The following is an 18,893-nucleotide window of genomic DNA, read 5'->3' as shown; positions in this document are numbered from 1 at the left end:
TTAATATTCTAAACAATTGATCCAATTAATTGAATTGTTTTATTCAAGTAATTAATTATATATTTTCAATTCAAATTTTTAAAAAACAAATCAAGTATTATGAAATTTACTTATTTATTTATTTTTATTTTTATTTCGCTTAATGCAAATTCACAAGTGGATAATTCAATTACACGATCTGGAAAAAAACTCAATTTGGTATCAAAAAAAGCAGTTGGATCAAATGCTACTATAGCAAAATATTGTGATACAAAAGGTGGAAATTGTCAAGAGATGTTGGTGACAAATAATAAAAAAAGTATTGCAATTCCTGTTACATCTGGACCAATATATAATTTACTTACAACTGGAAAAACAGCAAACTTCACTGGAATGACTAAGCATGTATCAACTAATAAAAAATTGACACAGTATTATACCATTTCTGGCAATACACAAACTATTGTTACCCCAATAAAAAAGTCATTTGTAATAAGTATATATCAATTTGGTGGAACTGGAAAAGGTAATGTTGGAATTGGAAATGTATTTAAACCCATTGGCCCAAACCAAGGTGCAGATGACTGTAAGTGTCTGCAATTATATGAAGAGTGTTATATAGATACCTCAATTGAACCAAAATCGTCAGAAAAAGATATAGATTATTTGTTGAGGGAAGTTTGTGATGATGCTTTTAAATATTGTAAAAATGAATGTGATAAAATTGTTATAGAAAATGTTCAAGTTATTGTTGTGGGTTTGAATGGTTCAACTCCAAATAGCTTTCAGATTGGGATAAAATAAGTGATCCTAATTAGGTATTTTTAGTTTACTAAATGGATTCATTTTAACTTGAATCTTTATTTTTATATTTAGATTTTTGTTTTAATGTGAAACAATTTAAAGTAAAATTTAAGCCAAAATTCTTTTAATTTATGCGAATTTATTTAGTAATTGTGAAAAAATTTGATTTGCATTTTTCAAATATTTTACTAATAGTAGTTATTGGATTGTGCAATAATTTTATTTTAAATGCACAATATCAACAAAATTTAGAAGCAAAAGGAGATGGTATCTTAATGCACGCTTTAGAATTTTCAATTCCAGTGTCTCCTGCTTTTGATTTGTTAGGCGTTAATCCTTGCTTAGTTCCAAAGCCATCCTTGGTTAGGAATTTTAAAGTGGATTGGTCTTTTAAGAGTTATGGTCTTTCTCCAAATTTAGCTTTGCAAACACAACCAATCAATGAATTGTATTTCAATACGCCAAAAAAATTGAAAGAATACCATAAAAAGTCAAGATTCGTAAAATTTATATCCACATTGGATCTTTCAATAGGTACTGTAGAGGGAAATAATAATTTGGAAACAAAACAAGTGAAATTGACAGATTCAGAAGGAAATGATTCTACAATATTTCTTGAGAGCAACTGGAAGATTAGAAGTTTTGCATATGCAATGAAAATTAACTTGTATAGAGAACAGGATCCATTAAATGAAAAGAAATTATTTTCAAGAATCCTTAAAGAATATGATGAGCACAAAGTTGATCTAAAGAATCAATTGAGAGAGCAGCAATCATTGATAAAGCAAGAAAAAGATTTTGAAAAGAAATTAGTCCTTCGTGAAGAAGTTAGAACATTAGAAGTGGAGTTGAATTCATTAGATAATGTTTATCTTGAGAGAATGCGAAATGTAGCAGATTTATATAGAGCTGAAAAATGGAATTCCAGCTATGTGGATATAGCATTTGGTCATTTGCTTGACTATGATAGCAGAGACTCCAGTTTATTTATGTTTAAAGATCTTAGGATAGTAAATACAAAATGGGCATTATGGTTAAATGCTAGTAAGGGAATTGGGAAAAACATATTAACTTCTGGAATATTACGATTTAGTAGTTCTGTTAATGAATTAGTGAATGAGCATATTGTTAGTTTAGACGTAGGTGCAAATTTAAGATATGGTAATCATCGCACCAATTTTTTCATAGAAGGATTTGTTCCCTTTTATTTTCAAGACCAAGAGTTTATTGATAATTTTAATATTTCGATTGGTGGTGATTGGAGATTTAGCAGAAACGTAATAATTAATTATGGAATGCGCACTTTGTTTAACAGTGCTTATAAATTAGAGAATATTATTCCAGTCGTAAGTATATCTTGCATGATGCGATAAATTTCTTTGACTCATTATTTAGTTCTAGACAAATTTTGATTAATTTTTAAATTACGCCAATTACCTTATGACCTTTTACCGATTTCCTTTTAGACTGATTAAATAATCACCCGATTACCTGCTCAACGATTACCTGACTCACTGACGTCTAACGACTGATGACTGAAATTTATTTCTTTTTCAAATTAAAGGTGTATCCGGTACCTATTTGAATATTAGTATTAAATTGAGCTGCTTTAGATATTTGATTGCCATCCCGATCTGTAAACATTAAGTTTGAGATATTAGTTAATCCGTAGTTATATCTCATGAAAAGGTTAAAGCCTCTGAAGTGGCCCTTAATGGAACCCAATAATCCAAAATCAAAAGTTTTGGTTAAATCCAATTCATTTGTAGATAACCATTCCAAATTCTTGTAATTCTGTGCCTCATTAATTTTAAATCCAAAATTTAAACCTAAGCCAACGCTAATATGTCTTTGAATTCTGTATTCTATCTGAGGTAGTAAATCAATATAGGTGTACCTATACTTATAATACGCCCCATTGCCATTATAGGTTACTGTATAACCTTTTTGAGAAAATTGGATATCAGTCAAAATTGATATTTTGGAATTTAGATGATATTCAGGTGTAATTCCAACAAAATAAAATAATGCTCTTGAAGGTGTGCTTGCATTAACTTTCACAAATCTTGTTGAAGGTAAGTTAATGCCACCGGAAAATCCTAAGGAAATTTGACCATCCACTTCTCGAAAAACAATAATAAATAATAGAATAATTAGGCATGCTTTGTTCATATAATTACTTTATTTTATTAGTGTTTGTGTTAAATCTTGATGAAGTTCTGTAAAATCCTAAACATCAAATACAGTAACTATACGACAATTTTAAAATTTTATTTTTAAAAGATAAAAATATTTATTAGCATTTTATTGATCAGTAAAATTGGACTATGTCTTTTGTATAATGAATATTGTCCTTGCATCTTTGGCTCCGATCGGCCATTATTTTATGATTAACTGCAAACAAAAGTTTTCTGTTTTACCCGATCACCCGATTACTCGATTACCCGATCACCCGATAACCATTCAAACCGATTACCCGATTACCTAATCACCGATTACTTACCAAATCGATCACCCAAATTCATTTCCACAAAATAGATAATTGACCAGATGCTTTGAGATAGTCTAGCCAATGCACCCACAATTGTTTTTTGCTCGTTTCATATTTAGCTTCAAGGGCTTGTAGATTTGCTTCTTCTAAATTTAGGTTTGAAGTAGATTCTTGTCCTTCTTCAACACGAGCTTGAAAGATAGCAATGGATTCTGAGAGCAATGTTATATTTTCCTTTTGGGTTACTAATTGTGTTTTAATATTTTCGATTTGTAGATTAGCTGTAATTAGATCCTTTGTATATTGTAAGGTTTTATTTTCTTTTTGTAGTTCGTATTGTTTGGATTGTAATTTTAATTGTTGTGTTTTGTTCTTTAAGTTTTCACCAAAAAGCAAAGGAACCATTACATCTAAACCTAAATAGCTTAGTCCAAACCAAGAATTTGCTGCTAGAGGATTGAATACATTTGTATATTGATTAGCGCCTAAGTATCCTTTAAAATTGACAGTTGGAATGTGTTTTGATTTTTCTGAATTGACTTGTAAATGGGTTAGTTGACTTTGTAATGTTAGCTGTTGCATTTCTGGTAATTGGTCAATTTGTATTGGCATGACTTTGGGTGAAATTGAATAATTAGTCGTGAATAATGTATCAATTTCAAAATCCCACTTATCCATATCTGTTGTGCCCATTAGAAAAAGTAAGTACACTTTATCTTCAATTAATTGTGAAATTCCATCTGATAATGATTGAACTGTATTGTTATGATTGACTTTGGATGTATTCAAGTCAGATTTCAATAAACGTTTTTCATCAAACTTATTTTTAAGTAATTTGTAGCTTACATAAGTTCTGCCTGTGTCTGCAATACATGATTTTATTTTTGCTTCCTGTAAGTAAATATCTATATAAGTTTGGGCTATATTATACGCTAATTCATATTCGGTTTGTTCTTGGGATAATACTGCAATTCGTTCTTTTAGTTTTGCTTCGTGGATTTGTTTTTGGATGGATACATTTATTAATGGTTGCAATGCTATTAGTCCTGCGGATTGTGTCCATTTAGTTCCAAATTGTACACTTTTGGTCGCATCAATAGGATAGTTGGGATTAAATATACCAATGGGTAAAATGGATGTTTGTAATATTGGATTATACATATATGTATATTCTGCTGATACTTGTGGCCAGTATTTTCGATACATGGCTTGTGTTTGTAAGTTACTAATATTAGCATCTAATTTTCCTGCACTAATATTTTTTTTGTTTGCAATTCCATTTTGAATGGCTTGAGGTAAGGTTATAATTCGTTGAGCGTGTACATTTAGGTTAGGCAACAACATGATTAGAATCATGAAAATTCCAATATTATGTTCAATTTTATTTAATTTAAATTTCATTCTATTTAAAAATACAAAGTGTTTATAAGTTAATATTTATATTTTTTCAAGTCTTCTATTCTTATGCTTTCATCTGAATACAGCTGCTGGTTCAACACTTCTGATTCTACTTAATGCAAATGAAGCACCGCTAAGCGAAATGAGACCAATTGTAACAACCATGGTTAATAATACTAATGGAGAAAATGAAAATATTAATCCTGAATTGGCAACCCCAATTCTAAATCCTTCTAATAATGCCAAGCCTATTAGAAATCCAACTACTGTAAATAACATAGCTTGAGTTAGAATTAGTTTGCTGATATATAGATTACCTGCTCCAATTGCTTTTAAAGTACCATAATCTTTTAAACGGTCTAGGGCGGAAGAATACATGGTTAATCCAATAATAAAAAATCCCGCAATCAAGGCAAAGATGATTAGTGTGCCAGTGCTTAATGCAATGCCGCTGCTAGCCAAGATCTTTTTTACAGAAGATGAAGCCAGTTTTTTAGATGTCCAGGCGCGTACTCCGAAAATATTTTGATTGATACTCGCTACCACTTGATCTAAATCTTTAAGATTTTCTACATTTACCAATACTGCGCTAATGTTTGTTGTGGCTTGATTTGAAAAAAATCTTGCTCTTTCTATGGTAGTTACACAAAAACTACTGCCAAATCCTCTGAATCCTTTCGTTTGTAAAACAAAAAAAGCGCGCTTACCATTGATCTCTAAATTTGTTCTCAAATCAATGTTGCCTCCTAAGTTTTTCTTTTCAAAATATTCAGCACTTACAGCGCCATCTAGTTGTAAATCGGATATATTTCCAGCCATTATTTTATCTTGACCAATCAATGCATTCATGTGATGTTCATCTACTCCCAATAAAGTTATTGCACCACTGGTCCCATTTTCATAATTGCAAGAGGCTCCTGTAATTAATAGTGGAAATGCTTCCTTGACTCCAGGTATACCTTGCACTGCCCTTAAGTTTCTAATGTCTAATTTTCCTAATTGATTCACATCATTGGTCTTACTGTCTACAACCCAAATATCAGCTTTAACATCAGTTGCGAGTGCTCCCATAAGACCTGATAGAAAAAAGAAAACACCTAATTGCTGGCCAATTAAAAAAGTACTGATGAGTATGCCAACAATGACACCAATACTTTTAGCTTTGTCAAACTTGATGAATTTCCAGGCAATCTTTAACATGGCTTATTTATTATTATTACTGGAAATATCAATAACACATTCCACTCTTGCGTTCAACAATAAATGATCAGGTTGATTCAGGAACATTTTTATGGTTCTAACTCTTCTGTCTTCCTTTTCCCCAGATTGGTCAGTAAACAAAGATTTCTTTTTTAAAAATGCATAAGTAAGATATATGGTTCCCGTTGATAAGGTATCTGATGAACCAACACTTCTGATCCACGCTTTTTGTCCAACAAATATTTTATCTGCATTTGATTCATCAATTTCACAAATTGCAATAGTTTTGCCTTCTGGACTAATTTGAGCTATGGATTCTTGAATGGATACAGATCCCCCAATCAAAACAGTTAACTCTAATATTCTTCCATTGATTGGAGACTTGATTATTTTTTGATCCCTTTCGAGTTGTGCAGTGTTTAATGCAGTTTTAGTTTCTTGCCATTTACTTTTAGAAACATTTACAGTAGCTTCTAATTTTTTTAGGTTGGCGATTAATGTTTTTAAATTTGTTGTAGCATCATCTACTGTTTGTTGTGTTTCTGCTCCCTTTGATAAAAGATTTTCTAGGCGTAGCAATTCTGATTTTGCATTACTGAGCTTTGTCTCAAATTCAGCAACACCGGCTTGATCAACTTTTATCTGTGAAGCTTGAGTGTTACGTTCATTATTCAATAATCTGATTTTTCCATCTTCTAATTGATGCTCCAATTCTAATATCATGCTTCCAACGCGAACCGTATCATTTTCTTTTTTATATATTTTTTGAACTATACCATTTACAGGCGATGACAATTGGATAATATCATTTTCAGGAATAATTTTTCCAACACCAACAACATAATTTGTGGTAGTGGTTTCTTTTATATTTAACATTACTTGTTGCTCTTGCTCAGATTTATTTTTGCAAGATGCAAGCAAAAGCATTATAATTATTGAAAATAAGATGTGTTTCATTGATTCATTTTATGTTAAAGCTATTTCTTCTTCCACGGGTTGGTCAGAAATTCCACCGTCCAACACATAAACTATTCTATCAGCAAAAGGTCGTAATCTGGTATCATGTGTAACTACAGCTACTGCTTTGCCTTGATTTGCCAATGCTTTCAATTCTCTCATAACTATGCCTGCACTAGCAAGGTCTAAAGACGCAGTGGGTTCGTCGCAAAGCATCATCTCCGGATTTGTGACTAAAGCACGTGCTATAGCAACACGTTGTTGTTGGCCACCACTAAGGTCGTTCGATAGATTCTTCATTCGATCACCCATTCCTACTTTCTCTAATGCAGTTATGGCTTTTGCTTTTAAATCCTTTTCACTAATGCCTTGAAGTATCAAGGGCATCATTACATTTTCTAAAGCAGTAAGTGGTGCTATCAAATTGAACCGTTGAAAAATAAATCCAATTTTATTTAATCGTAATTTAGCTAATTTACTTTCAGATAAATCGTTCACTTTTATGTCGTCTATCCATACTTCTCCAAAACTGGGATATATCACGCAACCGAATAGAGAAAGAAGTGTTGTTTTTCCAGAACCAGATGGACCGATAATAAGTAAAAGTTCGCCAGACATTAATTCAACTGAGCTTGCTTTTAAGGCTGTTATTGTTGTGTCACCTGCTTTGTATTCTTTACCAGCATTTATGACTTTAGCAACAATTTTGCCTTTTGGATAGGCATTATGAGATACTTGTGATATGGATTTAGTTGTCATTAGGTTAATTTATCCATTCGTATAGTAATATCGAAACATGTTTACTGTAAAAGTAACAATGCAGTAAACATTCGGTTCTTTAAATAATTTAATATTTAATGAATTTGGAGTAATACTGGTATTTTGAAATTGGGATAATCTGTATAGCCTTTTTCGTCATTAGAGTAGAATAACTCTGGTTTAAGATTTTGAGATAATTCATGATTATTTTCTAGCCTTTCTACCAAATCTGGATTATTAATAAATGGACGGCCAAAACCTACTAAATCACATAAGCCACTTTCAATATCAGCTTCTGCACTTTCTTTGTCATATCCTCCGCAAATTATGAGTGAGTTTTTAAAATTATTCCGGATTAATTTTTTAATTTCAATCGGTACAGTAGGCGCTCCCATAGCAGAATGATCTACAAGATGGATATAAGCTATTCCCATTTTATTGAGTTCTTTTGAAAGATAATCATAAGTGGCATCAATTTCAGGATAATTAGGCATATCACCTGCAACGCCATATGGTGATAAACGAATTCCTGTTTTATGTTTGCCTATGGCAAAGGATACAGCTGCTGCAACTTCTATAACAAATCGACAACGATTTTCTATATTGCCATCGTATTTGTCCGTGCGAACGTTGGTGTGAGGTGACAAAAATTCTTCAAGTAAATATCCATTGGCGCCATGCAGTTCAACACCATCAAATCCTGCTGACATTGCATTTTCTGCTGCTGTAACGTATTCTGCCTGAGTTGATAATATGTCTTCAGCGGTCATTTCTTTTGGAATAGGGTAGTCTTGCATTTGTTTGCTGTCAGTCCACATTTTGCCTTCAGCTTTTATGGCAGAAGGCGCCATGATTTGTGCTCCTGCTTGCATATTCAGAATATGGCTTATTCTTCCTGTGTGCATCAATTGTACGAATATTTTACCACCAGTATTATGGACTGCTGATGTCACTTTTTGCCAACCCAGAATTTGTTCTTCATTAAATATGCCAGGAATTCGGGCATAGCCTAAGCCATTTGGCGAAGGTGATGTCCCTTCAGTAATAATTAATCCAGCAGTGGCCCGTTGCTGATAATATTTTGCCATTAAATCATTAGGGATATTTCCGATGGCTCGGCAACGAGTCATAGGAGCCATTATGATTTTGTTTTTTAATGTTAATTCACCAACTTTTCCAAAAGTAAATAATTTGTATTTTTTCATTATATTTTTTTTATTAACCAAATATTTTGGTGAACAGTTTTATTTTTTATATGGCTTGACTTTAATCATTTTTATTTATATTCAAGTTCCTTCATTGTATTATATAATAAATCAGCAACAATCTTGATTGAAATTTGAAGGAAATGCTTCATAAATTGATCTCAATGATGAATAAATGTACGTGTTGGCACAAATGTGACAATCTTTTAATACTAAAACTTTATACAATAATTGATAAGCGTTATATCATTCACACTCGACCCAATTTAGGATAGCGTTTAGTTGCTAAATATTCTAAAATTAAATGTATTAAAATTAATCTAATCACCTGATCACCGATTACTGATCACCGATTACTGATCACCGATTACCTGATCACCGATTACCTGAATACGGATTACCTGAATACGGATTACCTGATCACCGATTACCTGATCACCGATTACCCAATCCCCAAAACATCCTTCATCCCATAACACCCTGTTTTACCTTGTAGCCATTCAGCAGCTAGAATGGCGCCCGAAGCAAATCCTTCTCTGGAATATGCATTGTGAGAAATTTCAATAATATCTTGTTTGCTTTCATAGGATACTTTGTGATAGCCTACAACATCTTCAGTCCTCTTTGCATCAATGTACAACGCTGAGTTTTGATTTGAATCTAAGGACCAAGAAGATAGATCAGTTCGAGTGGCCAAAATGTCTTTAGAGAGACTCAAAGCAGTTCCACTTGGTGAATCCTTCTTGTGAATATGATGAATTTCTGCAACTTTGGGTTTGTAATCGATTAGGGGGCTCATTAGGGTGGCAAGGTATCGATTAACAGCGAATAGTATATTTACTCCAATGCTAAAATTGGAGGCCCACAGGATCGCTCCATCGGTCATTCCGCGCAAAGTGAGCATTTCATCCCATTGATCTAACCATCCAGTCGTACCACACACTATGGGTACCTGATGTTCGAAACATATAGTAATATGCTCTAGGGCACAATCTGGACTAGAGAATTCAATGGCAACATCGCTATCTGACAGATAATCAGCTAGTTGGTTTCTATTTTTTGAACTAATTCGCCCTGTTATTATGTGCCCTTTCTGTATAGCTAAGGATTCTATGATTTGTCCCATTTTGCCATATCCAATTAAACATATTCTCATAATTTGTTGATATATAGTATTTTATATATTATTATTGCTTTTTGCAAAAATACTTATTTATGTTTACTTAATATTAATTAAAATAGATCTAAATTTGCGGCAACCCATGGACATAATCATTAACTAATAAATGATTGTGATATGGGATGGTTTACTCGCCTGAAAAAGGGCATTTCAACAACAACTAAGTCGAAAAAAGAAGCACCGGACGGATTATGGTATAAATGTCCGGAGTGTAATGAAACAACTACAAACATGAAGTTGGCTGATAATCTATACAAATGCCCAAAGTGTAATTATCATTCTAGAATTAGTTCAGATCAATATTTTGAGATCTTGTTCAATGGCAAATATGAATTATTGTTTGAAGAATTGACTTCTTATGATTTTTTGGAATTTACAGATCTCCAACCTTACAGTGATCGACTCATTGATGCTAAAAAGAAATCTGAAAAAAACGATTCTATTGCAGTCGCAATAGGTCAATTAAATAAAAAGCCTCTGGTTGTGGCTGCTATGGATTTTACCTTTATCGGTGGATCAATGGGAAGTGTAATGGGGGAGAAAATCAGTCGTGCCATAGATGTGGCCATTGAAGAACGTGCTGGATTTATGATTATTTCTAAATCTGGTGGCGCTCGTATGATGGAATCTGCATTTTCATTAATGCAAATGGCTAAAACATCTGCCAAATTGACCCTATTGGCTAAGAACAAATTACCTTATTTCTCATTTCTAACCGATCCCACAACAGGTGGTGTGACAGCTTCATTTGCTATGTTGGGTGATATTAATTTCTCAGAGCCTAAAGCCTTAATTGGTTTTGCAGGACCTAGGGTTGTTAAGGAAACCATTAAACGTGATTTGCCAGAAGGATTTCAGCGTTCGGAGTTTTTATTGGAAAACGGATTTCTTGATTTTATCATTGATCGAAAAGACCTACAGGAAACAATAGGTAATCTATTGGATATTTTTCCGGTAGAAGTTGAAGCATAGATGAATTGAATCCTTATTGGATGTAGTTTTTGTATTCTGTGAATAAGCTTATTGTATTTCACAATGCTTTTTTAAACAGGAGTGTCCTATTTCGCAGTTATTGCACACGATAAAAATGTTTTCTGCGAATTTTTGACTTACACTAGATCTTTTACCATTCACTTCAATTTCTATTAAATGGTCATAATTGTTTTTATCGATGACTTTAATACTACTGCTGATGCCTAAGCCCAATTTAACCACATATTGTAAAAAAGGGGCTGAAGTATCTTTTACAGCAATCATCTTACAGTAATGACCGATTTCAACTTCGGATAATCTTTTTTTAAACAGCGTTCGCATTTCTCCTTTAGCATTTGGAATGACTTCGCCGTGCGGATCAAACTCAGGAAAATTTAAAAATTCATCTAATTTGTTAATTAATTTATGAGATTTGATGTGTTCCAATTGTTCTGAAACTTCCTGAACTTCATCCCAGGTAAAGTCTAATTTTTCATATAGAAAGGTTTCCCAAAGTCTTTGTTTTCGCAAAACTTCAAGAGCATATTTTTTTCCTATTGCGCTCAGAGTTATTTTTCCATATTTTTCATAATGGATCATTTCCTTGTCTTTTAACTTTTTCAGCATGTCATTGACTGTGGCTGGTTTTAAGTTTAAGAATGATGCTAAATTATTAGTACCAACCTCAGATACTGCGTTGCCGTCCGTTGAAATAAGAAAGATAGACTTCAGATAATTTTCCTCTGTAAATGATAACATAAGGCAAAAATAAGAATATTTTTTAAAATATTGTTAGATTAGCCAAACTTTATTAATTTTGCGTCTATAAATAATATAGTTTGGTAACCAATATAACTCGTGTCATGCAATTTTATAGACTTTTAGTTGCTTGTTTACTGTGGACATGTTCACTTGCAGCACAGGATGATACTTTGAATCAAGCTCCATCACGACGTTTTGCACAAACTTCTATAAATGGTTATGGTGCCATGAATTATTATTATTTTAATTGGGATACAGATTCTTTGAAAAGGAATTCGATTGATAATGAACGTTTTATAATAGAACTTAGACACCAATGGTTGAATAAGATAGCGCTGAATGCTGAAATAGAATTTGAACATGGAGGAACGGGAGCTGAATTGGAATTCGATCGGTTTGAAGAGTTCGGTGAATTTGAGTTTGATATTACTAAAGGGGGAGAAGTCTTGTTGGAACAATTAAATCTTGAATTTTCGCTTAAAGAAAATTTTAAATTGAACATAGGAAGAATTAAAGTTCCATTTAGCTTGATGTTTAAAAAAGATGAACCTACAGATTATTTGACAGCCATCAATTCAGAAATGGAATCTCAGATCTTACCGGAGAATTGGACAGAAAATGGAATCGGTGTAACTGGAATATTAGGAAAGAGAAATAATCTTAAATATCATGTGAGTCTGGTAAATGGTTTGGATGGTAGTGCATTTAATTCTGCGAATTGGATCAAACGAGGTAATCAAAAACGTTTTGAGATGGTAAACGCTGAAAACTTTGCCCTTTGTCTTCGGTTGGATAATCAGGTTAATAAGAATTTGTTATATGGTTTTTCAATTTATGGTAGTAGAAGTACATCGGACAATAGACCAAAACCTGATTTAAAGCTTTCTACACCACTTCTAATTTATGAAGCTCATTTTTCTTATGATAAGCAGCCATTTTATTTAAGTTCTATGGTGCTTCATGGTTATTTAGGAAATTCCGAAGCATTGACCAATCAAAATAGGAATTTATCCAATAACTTAAATGTAAAAAGAACAGCTGTTGGTTCATCTGCTTTCGCTGTTTTTGGTGAATTTGGTATTACTATTTTTAACAAAAAGAATAATTGGATCAAAGAATCATCATCTCTTGTTGCTTATGGCCGATATGATTATTATGATACCATGTTTAAGACACAGGGAATGGTTTTTAATAATCCTAGATGGGAACGTCAATCTGCTACGATAGGAGTCGTGTATAAATTAATTCCTGAAGTTCAATTTAAATCACAATACACACTGCGCAAAGTTGGAGCCCCGCCAACATCCAATATAAATGGAGGTACGCTTGAACAAACAGTTGTTATTGGCTTTGCCTTTGAATTTTAACACATATATAATATTAATAAATCATGAAACGAATAAAAAATATTTTTCTCCTATTTTTAGTTGTTCTTATCGGAGTTAGTTGTGATGATAATGGGACATCTAATGTAAGTGCTGATTACAAACCTGTTTTGACCAATATTTCAAATGACGTAATTGTAAGTACATATTTAGAATTGTACAACACATCAAAAGCATTAGTGAATACTTTAAGTGTGTTGGAAACAAATCCTAACATTGCTAATTTAGAAGCAACACGTCAAGCATGGAGGGATGCACGCAGACCTTGGGAGCAATCTGAAGGTTTTCTATTTGGACCAGTAGATCAAAAAGGGATAGATCCATCAATTGACAGTTGGCCTGTTAATGAAACAGATCTCAATGCTGTTTTGAATAGTACCAATGTACTTACCAAATCTTATCTTGATGGTCTGGATGGTACACTCAAAGGATTCCATACGATTGAATATTTATTGTTTGGTTCCAATGGAAATAAAACTTTGAATGAATTTAATGCCAGACAATTTAATTATTTATTAGCAAGTGCGCAAAGTCTGCTCGGTTCTACAGAAGAACTTTATTTTAGTTGGGAAGAAAATCACGAAAATTTTGTTGCAAATCTGATTAATGCAGGAAGATCAAGTATTTATCCTTCACAAAAATCAGCATTACAAGAAATGGTCAATGGGATGATAGCTATAGCAGATGAAGTAGCAAATGGAAAAATTAATGATCCTTACAGTCAAAAAGATTTAACGCTGGAAGAAAGTCGATTTAGTGCCAATTCCAAAGCTGATTTTTCAGATAATATCAGGAGTATAAAGAATGCTTATTTGGGAACCTATAAAAATGCCATTGGAATAGGAATCAGTTCAATTGTAAAAGAAAAAAATAGTGCATTGGATATTAAAATGAAGCAACAATTAGAAGATGCAATTCATGGAATTGAATCCATTCAAGGAACGTTCACTTCAGCCATTTTTAATGCACCTCAAAGCGTCATTGATGCTCAACAAAAAGTAAGAAGTCTTCAGGAAGTTTTAGAAGCGGAAGTATTACCTTTAATATCTGGATTATAATTGAAAATTAAAATGAAGTATTTATTTGTATTTTTATTATTGACTTTTGTTTGGTCTGGTTGTACAGAAATTGAACCGGTTGAACCTGAACCAGATGAAGATATTCAATTAGGCGGAGAAACCAGTATCAATAATGTATTTATAAAAATATTTGAGCAACCAGCTCCGAATTTAAGCGCCACCGAAAAGGATTTGCATTTTAAAGCGGATGCGGCATTTGGTGCGATCTATGTCACAGCTCCTTCAACAATCCAATCCGGATTAGGTCCATTATTCAATCAAAACTCATGTGAAAGTTGTCATTTAGGTAATGGGAGATCCGCATTTCCAAATTCGGGAAATGACTTAAAGGGATTATTGTTCCGAGTCAGTATACCTGGAAAGGATGGTTTTGGAGGAAATTTACCGGTACCTCATTTTGGATTACAATTGCAAACCAAGGCAAGTTTTGGAAAACAAGTTGAAGTCCAAATGACGATACAGGAAGTAGAGGAGATTCAGCAATTCATTGATGGTTCTACCGTTAATTTGCGAAAACCTATTTATAAGATTGAAAGTTCATATTTACCTATTGATCCATCTATAGAAATATCACCTAGAATTGCTAATCCAATCATTGGTTTGGGCTTATTAGAAGCCATTAAAGAATCTGATATTCTTAAATTATCCGATGAAATGGATGTTGATCAAGATGGTATTTCGGGTAAAGCAAATTACGTTTGGGATATTCGAAAAAAAGAAAAAGCAATTGGACGGTTTGGCTGGAAAGCATCACAGCCTAATCTTTACCAACAGACGGCAGCAGCTTTTTCGGGAGATATGGGAATAACAAGTCCTGCATTTCCTGTTGAGAATTCTTTTGGGCAAATTCAATATGATAGTTTGTTTGATGACCATGAAATTGATGAAACTGTTTTGACTACAACTACTTTTTATACCCAATCTTTGGGAGTTCCAAGTCGAAGAAATTGGAACATGGAACAAGTGAAACAAGGCAAGAAATTGTTTTACGAAATCAAATGTACTGCTTGTCATCATCCCCAATTTTTTACAGGCGCTCATGAATTTCAATTTTTATCCAACCAAACCATTTTTCCTTATACGGATATGTTGTTGCATGATATGGGCGAAGGATTAGCAGACTACCGACCGGATTTTGAAGCTTCTGGAAGAGAGTGGCGAACACCTCCATTATGGGGTATAGGCTTAACTCAAATTGTTGGTGGACATACTCATTTTTTACATGATGGACGAGCTAGAAATTTACTTGAAGCTATCATGTGGCATGGTGGTGAGGCTGAGAAGAGTAAGAATCAATTTAAAGCACTTTCCAAATCAGAAAGAGATGCAGTCGTTGAATTTTTGAAAAGTTTGTAATTTTTGAATTGACCCAGCTTATAATTGTTCTTTATTAGTACTTAAGATCTTTATTTTACACTACTTATTTGGATTACACTTGGGTTTAAGAAGATTTAAACAATTGCCGATTGTTTATTATTTTTGAGCTTTATTAATCACTCTAGTAAATCTAAACATGAAGCATTTAGCATCTTTATTATTTCTATGTTTATTGAATATAGGCGTTAACCAAGCACAGGAATTGAATTTTAATTTTGAAAGGTGGCAGGAATTCTATTTATATGATGAACCGAAAGGTTATGAAACCTATAATTTTCAGAGCTATTTTGTAACTTTTGCGCCCAATGTAACAAAGATTCCCGGACCCATAGGATCTGCTATTCGATTAGAAAATAAAAGAGCCTTATTGGATTCTGCTGTTGTGCCGGGTGTTTTATATATAGGGGATCTGGCTCAGTTTCCTGCAGGTGGGATACCATTCAATGAAATTGCAGATAGTCTAACAGGTTATATCAGATTTGATATCAAGCCCGGAGATACAGCAATAATTGTTTTTGCCTATAAAAGATTAGGAATAACTCTTGGTTTTGATTTAATCCCGATCGCAGGGACCTTGGCTAATTTTACTAAGTTTACTGTTCCATTGACCAAGCCATTTTTTGCACCGGATTCCATAGTCTTTTTAATGACTTCAGGTAATACGAACAACCCCATTGAGGGGTCATTTGTAGAAGTGGATGAATTAAAATTTACTAATACGATTAAACAAGTACCAAATTCGAGTTTTGAAGATTGGGAATCCATTAGTTTTGAAGAACCTGAAGAATGGGCCACTGCTAATTTATTAACTACTTTATTGCGAACTAAAAATTCTGTTGTAAAAAGTACCGATGCTTCTGAAGGAGATTACAGTTTGTTATTGCAACCTGTTTATGTAAATAAATTGGGTTTAAATCGATTTTTTGGAGCTACTTATTTTGGCGAAACAGGAAGTGGGGTTCCGACTCCGATTCCTTATAAATCCAATAAATTTAATTACACATTTAGTTATAAATATTTACCTGAAGCAAATGATAGTGCATTAGTTATATTTAGAGGTTTTAGATTTAATACTCAAACACAAACACGTGAAACGCTTTTTGTAAAATTAGATCTATTGGCTGGTTCTCCTACTTTTAAAACAGTTTCTGGAAATGTCGGATTACTACCAGCTGAAATGGATTCTTTAATGATTGAAATTTATTCCGGAAATTATGTGAATGGATTGACTCCTAAATTGGGTAGTCAATTATGGATTGATAATATTAAAATTAATGAAGTAACCAATACATTCAATGGCAATAAGGAAAGTGGGATAAAAATATTGACAAATCCTGTATCATCAACTTTATCACTCCAAAACAACTCAGAAGATAATCCTGTGAGTCAAATAGAAATTTATAATCAACAATTCCAGAAGATAAAATCATCACAAATAAGTGAATCACAATCAAGCACTGTTGAAATTACCGTTCAATCACTTCCAGCATCCAATTATTTTTTGATGATCAAGCAAAAATCTGGCATTACAGTAAAAACATTTACTAAAATATAATAGGCATCAATGTTAAGTACAAAAATTGCAGGACTTGGGTATTATGTTCCAGAGCGAATCGTGACAAATGCCGATCTAGAGGGTGTTATGGATACCACTGATGCATGGATTCAAGAACGTACAGGCATACAGGAACGAAGGTATGGTAATCCACATACTGAGACTACGACTACCATGGGAGCAAGGGCAGCTGAAATTGCAATTGAACGTGCTGGCATTCAAAAGTCTGATATAGATTTTATAATATTTGCCACGCTGAGCCCGGATTATTTTTTTCCAGGTTGTGGTGTATTACTTCAAAGGGAAATGGGTATGACTTCACAAGAAGCCCCGGCTTTGGATATTAGAAATCAATGTTCAGGATTTTTGTATGGTTTATCTGTTGCAGATCAATTTATAAAAACGGGTCAATACAAAAATATTTTGTTGGTTGGTGCAGAAATGCATTCTATGGGATTAGATTTTACAACTCGTGGACGAAATGTCACCGTAATATTTGGAGACGGAGCAGGAGCTGCAATTTTGCAACCGTCTGAAGAATCAGGAAAGGGGATACTTACTACACATTTGCATGCCGATGGAACACATGCGGAAGAATTGGCATTTGTAAATCCCGGATGTCATGGAGGACATCATTTAGGCACAGAGCGATTTGGTTATCCTGATCAACCTTATGGCGGAATTTTTATGACGCAAAAAATGTGGGACGATCAGGATATTTTTCCCAATATGAATGGTCAGCTGGTTTTTAAAACAGCAGTTACAAAATTTCCACAAGTCATTCACGAAGCATTGGCAAAAACTAATTTAAAAACGAGTGATATTTCAATGTTAATTCCGCATCAGGCGAATCTTCGTATCAGTCAGTTTGTTCAAAGGCAATTGGGCTTAAATGATGATCAAGTTTGGAATAATATACAACGGTACGGCAATACAACAGCAGCCTCAATTCCCATTGCACTCACAGAAGCATGGGAAGCAGGCAAAGTGAATGAAGGTGACTTAATTTGTCTTGCAGCTTTTGGTAGTGGATTTACATGGGGATCAGCATTAATCAGATGGTAACAGCAGTAACTAAAGTAGATATTTTAGCCATTGGGGTGCATCCTGATGATGTTGAGCTTTCATGTTCAGGGACAATCCTTAAACACATTCAACTGGGATATACTGTTGGATTATTGGATTTGACTTTGGGAGAATTGGGTACACGTGGTACTAAAGAAATCAGGACTGCTGAAGCCAAATCCGCAGCTGAAAAAATGGGTGTTCAATTCAGATATCAACTTGATTTAGGAGATGCATTTATGCAATGGAATGAAGATACGCTTAGGCAAATCATTCCAATAATTAGAGCCGCAAGACCACGAATTGTACTTCTGAATGCAATTCACGATCGTCACCCGGATCACGGGAAATCATCTAAAATTGCTGCTGACGCTTGTTTCTTTTCAGGTTTGCGCATGATTAAAACCACTTTTCAAAATGCAGACCAAGAAGCCCACCGTCCCGAAGTTGTATATCATTATATTCAGGATCAGTATATTAAGCCTGATGTGATAGTCGATATCAGTGAATTTATTGACCAAAAAATGGAAGTCATAAAATGCTTTAAATCGCAATTTTATAATCCGGAATCTACTGAACCGGAATCAGCTATTTCAGGGGTAGATTTTTTGGAAGTCGTTTTATCTAAAGCTAGATTAGAAGGAAGGGCTATTGGTGTTTCATTTGGCGAAGGCTTTACTGTTGATAGGCCAATTGGTGCGGAACATTTATTTTTAGTGAAATAA

At 33.5% G+C, this 18,893-nt stretch carries 17 protein-coding genes; 9 read left to right on the top strand and 8 right to left on the bottom strand.

Annotated features, from left to right (window positions below):
* Nucleotides 1-99: 99 nt before the first annotated feature.
* A complete protein-coding gene (locus tag IPK88_16280) occupies nucleotides 100-783 on the top strand; it encodes a hypothetical protein (GenBank protein ID MBK8244985.1) in 684 nt (227 codons plus the stop codon).
* 152 nt (nucleotides 784-935) lie between these two features.
* Nucleotides 936-2,156: a hypothetical protein gene (locus IPK88_16275; protein ID MBK8244984.1), complete on the top strand. Its 1,221-nt coding sequence runs from the start codon at nucleotides 936-938 to the stop codon at nucleotides 2,154-2,156.
* Nucleotides 2,157-2,325: 169 nt separating this feature from the next.
* On the opposite strand, the gene IPK88_16270 is transcribed toward IPK88_16275, so the two are convergent.
* The 7 genes from IPK88_16270 to dapB all read right to left on the bottom strand — a co-directional run bounded on the left by IPK88_16270 (nucleotide 2,326) and on the right by dapB (nucleotide 9,949).
* Nucleotides 2,326-2,955 (bottom strand): PorT family protein, encoded by a 630-nt coding sequence (locus tag IPK88_16270; protein MBK8244983.1) that lies wholly within the window; start codon nucleotides 2,953-2,955, stop codon nucleotides 2,326-2,328.
* A gap of 349 nt (nucleotides 2,956-3,304) precedes the next feature.
* Complete coding sequence (locus tag IPK88_16265; protein ID MBK8244982.1) at nucleotides 3,305-4,675, bottom strand: TolC family protein; 1,371 nt, start codon at nucleotides 4,673-4,675, stop codon at nucleotides 3,305-3,307.
* Nucleotides 4,676-4,744: 69 nt separating this feature from the next.
* Nucleotides 4,745-5,872, bottom strand: coding sequence for an FtsX-like permease family protein (locus tag IPK88_16260; protein ID MBK8244981.1), 1,128 nt, complete (start codon nucleotides 5,870-5,872; stop codon nucleotides 4,745-4,747).
* A 3-nt stretch (nucleotides 5,873-5,875) separates the two neighbouring features.
* Nucleotides 5,876-6,829: an HlyD family efflux transporter periplasmic adaptor subunit gene (locus IPK88_16255; GenBank protein ID MBK8244980.1), complete on the bottom strand. Its 954-nt coding sequence runs from the start codon at nucleotides 6,827-6,829 to the stop codon at nucleotides 5,876-5,878.
* 9 nt (nucleotides 6,830-6,838) lie between these two features.
* The gene (locus IPK88_16250; protein ID MBK8244979.1) at nucleotides 6,839-7,588 is read right to left on the bottom strand and encodes an ABC transporter ATP-binding protein; all 750 of its coding nucleotides are present in this window, start codon (nucleotides 7,586-7,588) and stop codon (nucleotides 6,839-6,841) included.
* Between the two features lie 95 nt (nucleotides 7,589-7,683).
* On the bottom strand, nucleotides 7,684-8,793 hold the full coding sequence (locus IPK88_16245) for an alkene reductase (protein MBK8244978.1): 1,110 nt from the start codon (nucleotides 8,791-8,793) through the stop codon (nucleotides 7,684-7,686).
* A gap of 442 nt (nucleotides 8,794-9,235) precedes the next feature.
* Nucleotides 9,236-9,949, bottom strand: coding sequence for a 4-hydroxy-tetrahydrodipicolinate reductase (dapB, locus tag IPK88_16240; protein MBK8244977.1), 714 nt, complete (start codon nucleotides 9,947-9,949; stop codon nucleotides 9,236-9,238).
* Nucleotides 9,950-10,090: 141 nt separating this feature from the next.
* On the opposite strand from dapB, the gene IPK88_16235 reads away from it, so the two are divergent.
* Nucleotides 10,091-10,945 carry an acetyl-CoA carboxylase carboxyltransferase subunit beta gene (locus IPK88_16235; GenBank protein MBK8244976.1) on the top strand — a complete coding sequence of 285 codons (855 nt, stop codon included), beginning with the start codon at nucleotides 10,091-10,093 and terminating at the stop codon, nucleotides 10,943-10,945.
* A 48-nt stretch (nucleotides 10,946-10,993) separates the two neighbouring features.
* Here the strand turns inward: IPK88_16235 and IPK88_16230 are convergent, their stop codons facing one another.
* Nucleotides 10,994-11,704, bottom strand: coding sequence for a metal-dependent transcriptional regulator (locus IPK88_16230; GenBank protein ID MBK8244975.1), 711 nt, complete (start codon nucleotides 11,702-11,704; stop codon nucleotides 10,994-10,996).
* Nucleotides 11,705-11,808: 104 nt separating this feature from the next.
* Here IPK88_16230 and IPK88_16225 point away from each other — a divergent pair, with 104 nt between their 5' ends.
* The 6 genes from IPK88_16225 to bshB1 all read left to right on the top strand — a co-directional run bounded on the left by IPK88_16225 (nucleotide 11,809) and on the right by bshB1 (nucleotide 18,893).
* Complete coding sequence (locus IPK88_16225; protein MBK8244974.1) at nucleotides 11,809-13,074, top strand: autotransporter outer membrane beta-barrel domain-containing protein; 1,266 nt, start codon at nucleotides 11,809-11,811, stop codon at nucleotides 13,072-13,074.
* A gap of 23 nt (nucleotides 13,075-13,097) precedes the next feature.
* Nucleotides 13,098-14,150, top strand: a complete 1,053-nt coding sequence (locus tag IPK88_16220; GenBank protein ID MBK8244973.1) for an imelysin — start codon at nucleotides 13,098-13,100, stop codon at nucleotides 14,148-14,150.
* 12 nt (nucleotides 14,151-14,162) lie between these two features.
* Nucleotides 14,163-15,527, top strand: a complete 1,365-nt coding sequence (locus tag IPK88_16215) for a c-type cytochrome (GenBank protein MBK8244972.1) — start codon at nucleotides 14,163-14,165, stop codon at nucleotides 15,525-15,527.
* A 157-nt stretch (nucleotides 15,528-15,684) separates the two neighbouring features.
* Nucleotides 15,685-17,103 carry a hypothetical protein gene (locus IPK88_16210; protein MBK8244971.1) on the top strand — a complete coding sequence of 473 codons (1,419 nt, stop codon included), beginning with the start codon at nucleotides 15,685-15,687 and terminating at the stop codon, nucleotides 17,101-17,103.
* A 9-nt stretch (nucleotides 17,104-17,112) separates the two neighbouring features.
* Complete coding sequence (locus IPK88_16205; protein ID MBK8244970.1) at nucleotides 17,113-18,168, top strand: ketoacyl-ACP synthase III; 1,056 nt, start codon at nucleotides 17,113-17,115, stop codon at nucleotides 18,166-18,168.
* Complete coding sequence (gene bshB1 / locus IPK88_16200; GenBank protein ID MBK8244969.1) at nucleotides 18,162-18,893, top strand: bacillithiol biosynthesis deacetylase BshB1; 732 nt, start codon at nucleotides 18,162-18,164, stop codon at nucleotides 18,891-18,893. The genes IPK88_16205 and bshB1 overlap by 7 nt, the downstream gene beginning before the upstream one ends.

Origin of the sequence: Candidatus Defluviibacterium haderslevense (genome assembly GCA_016712225.1) — a bacterium.
GTDB classification, from domain to species: domain Bacteria; phylum Bacteroidota; class Bacteroidia; order Chitinophagales; family Saprospiraceae; genus Vicinibacter; species Vicinibacter haderslevensis.
This window is presented reverse-complemented; position numbering and strand designations above follow the sequence as displayed.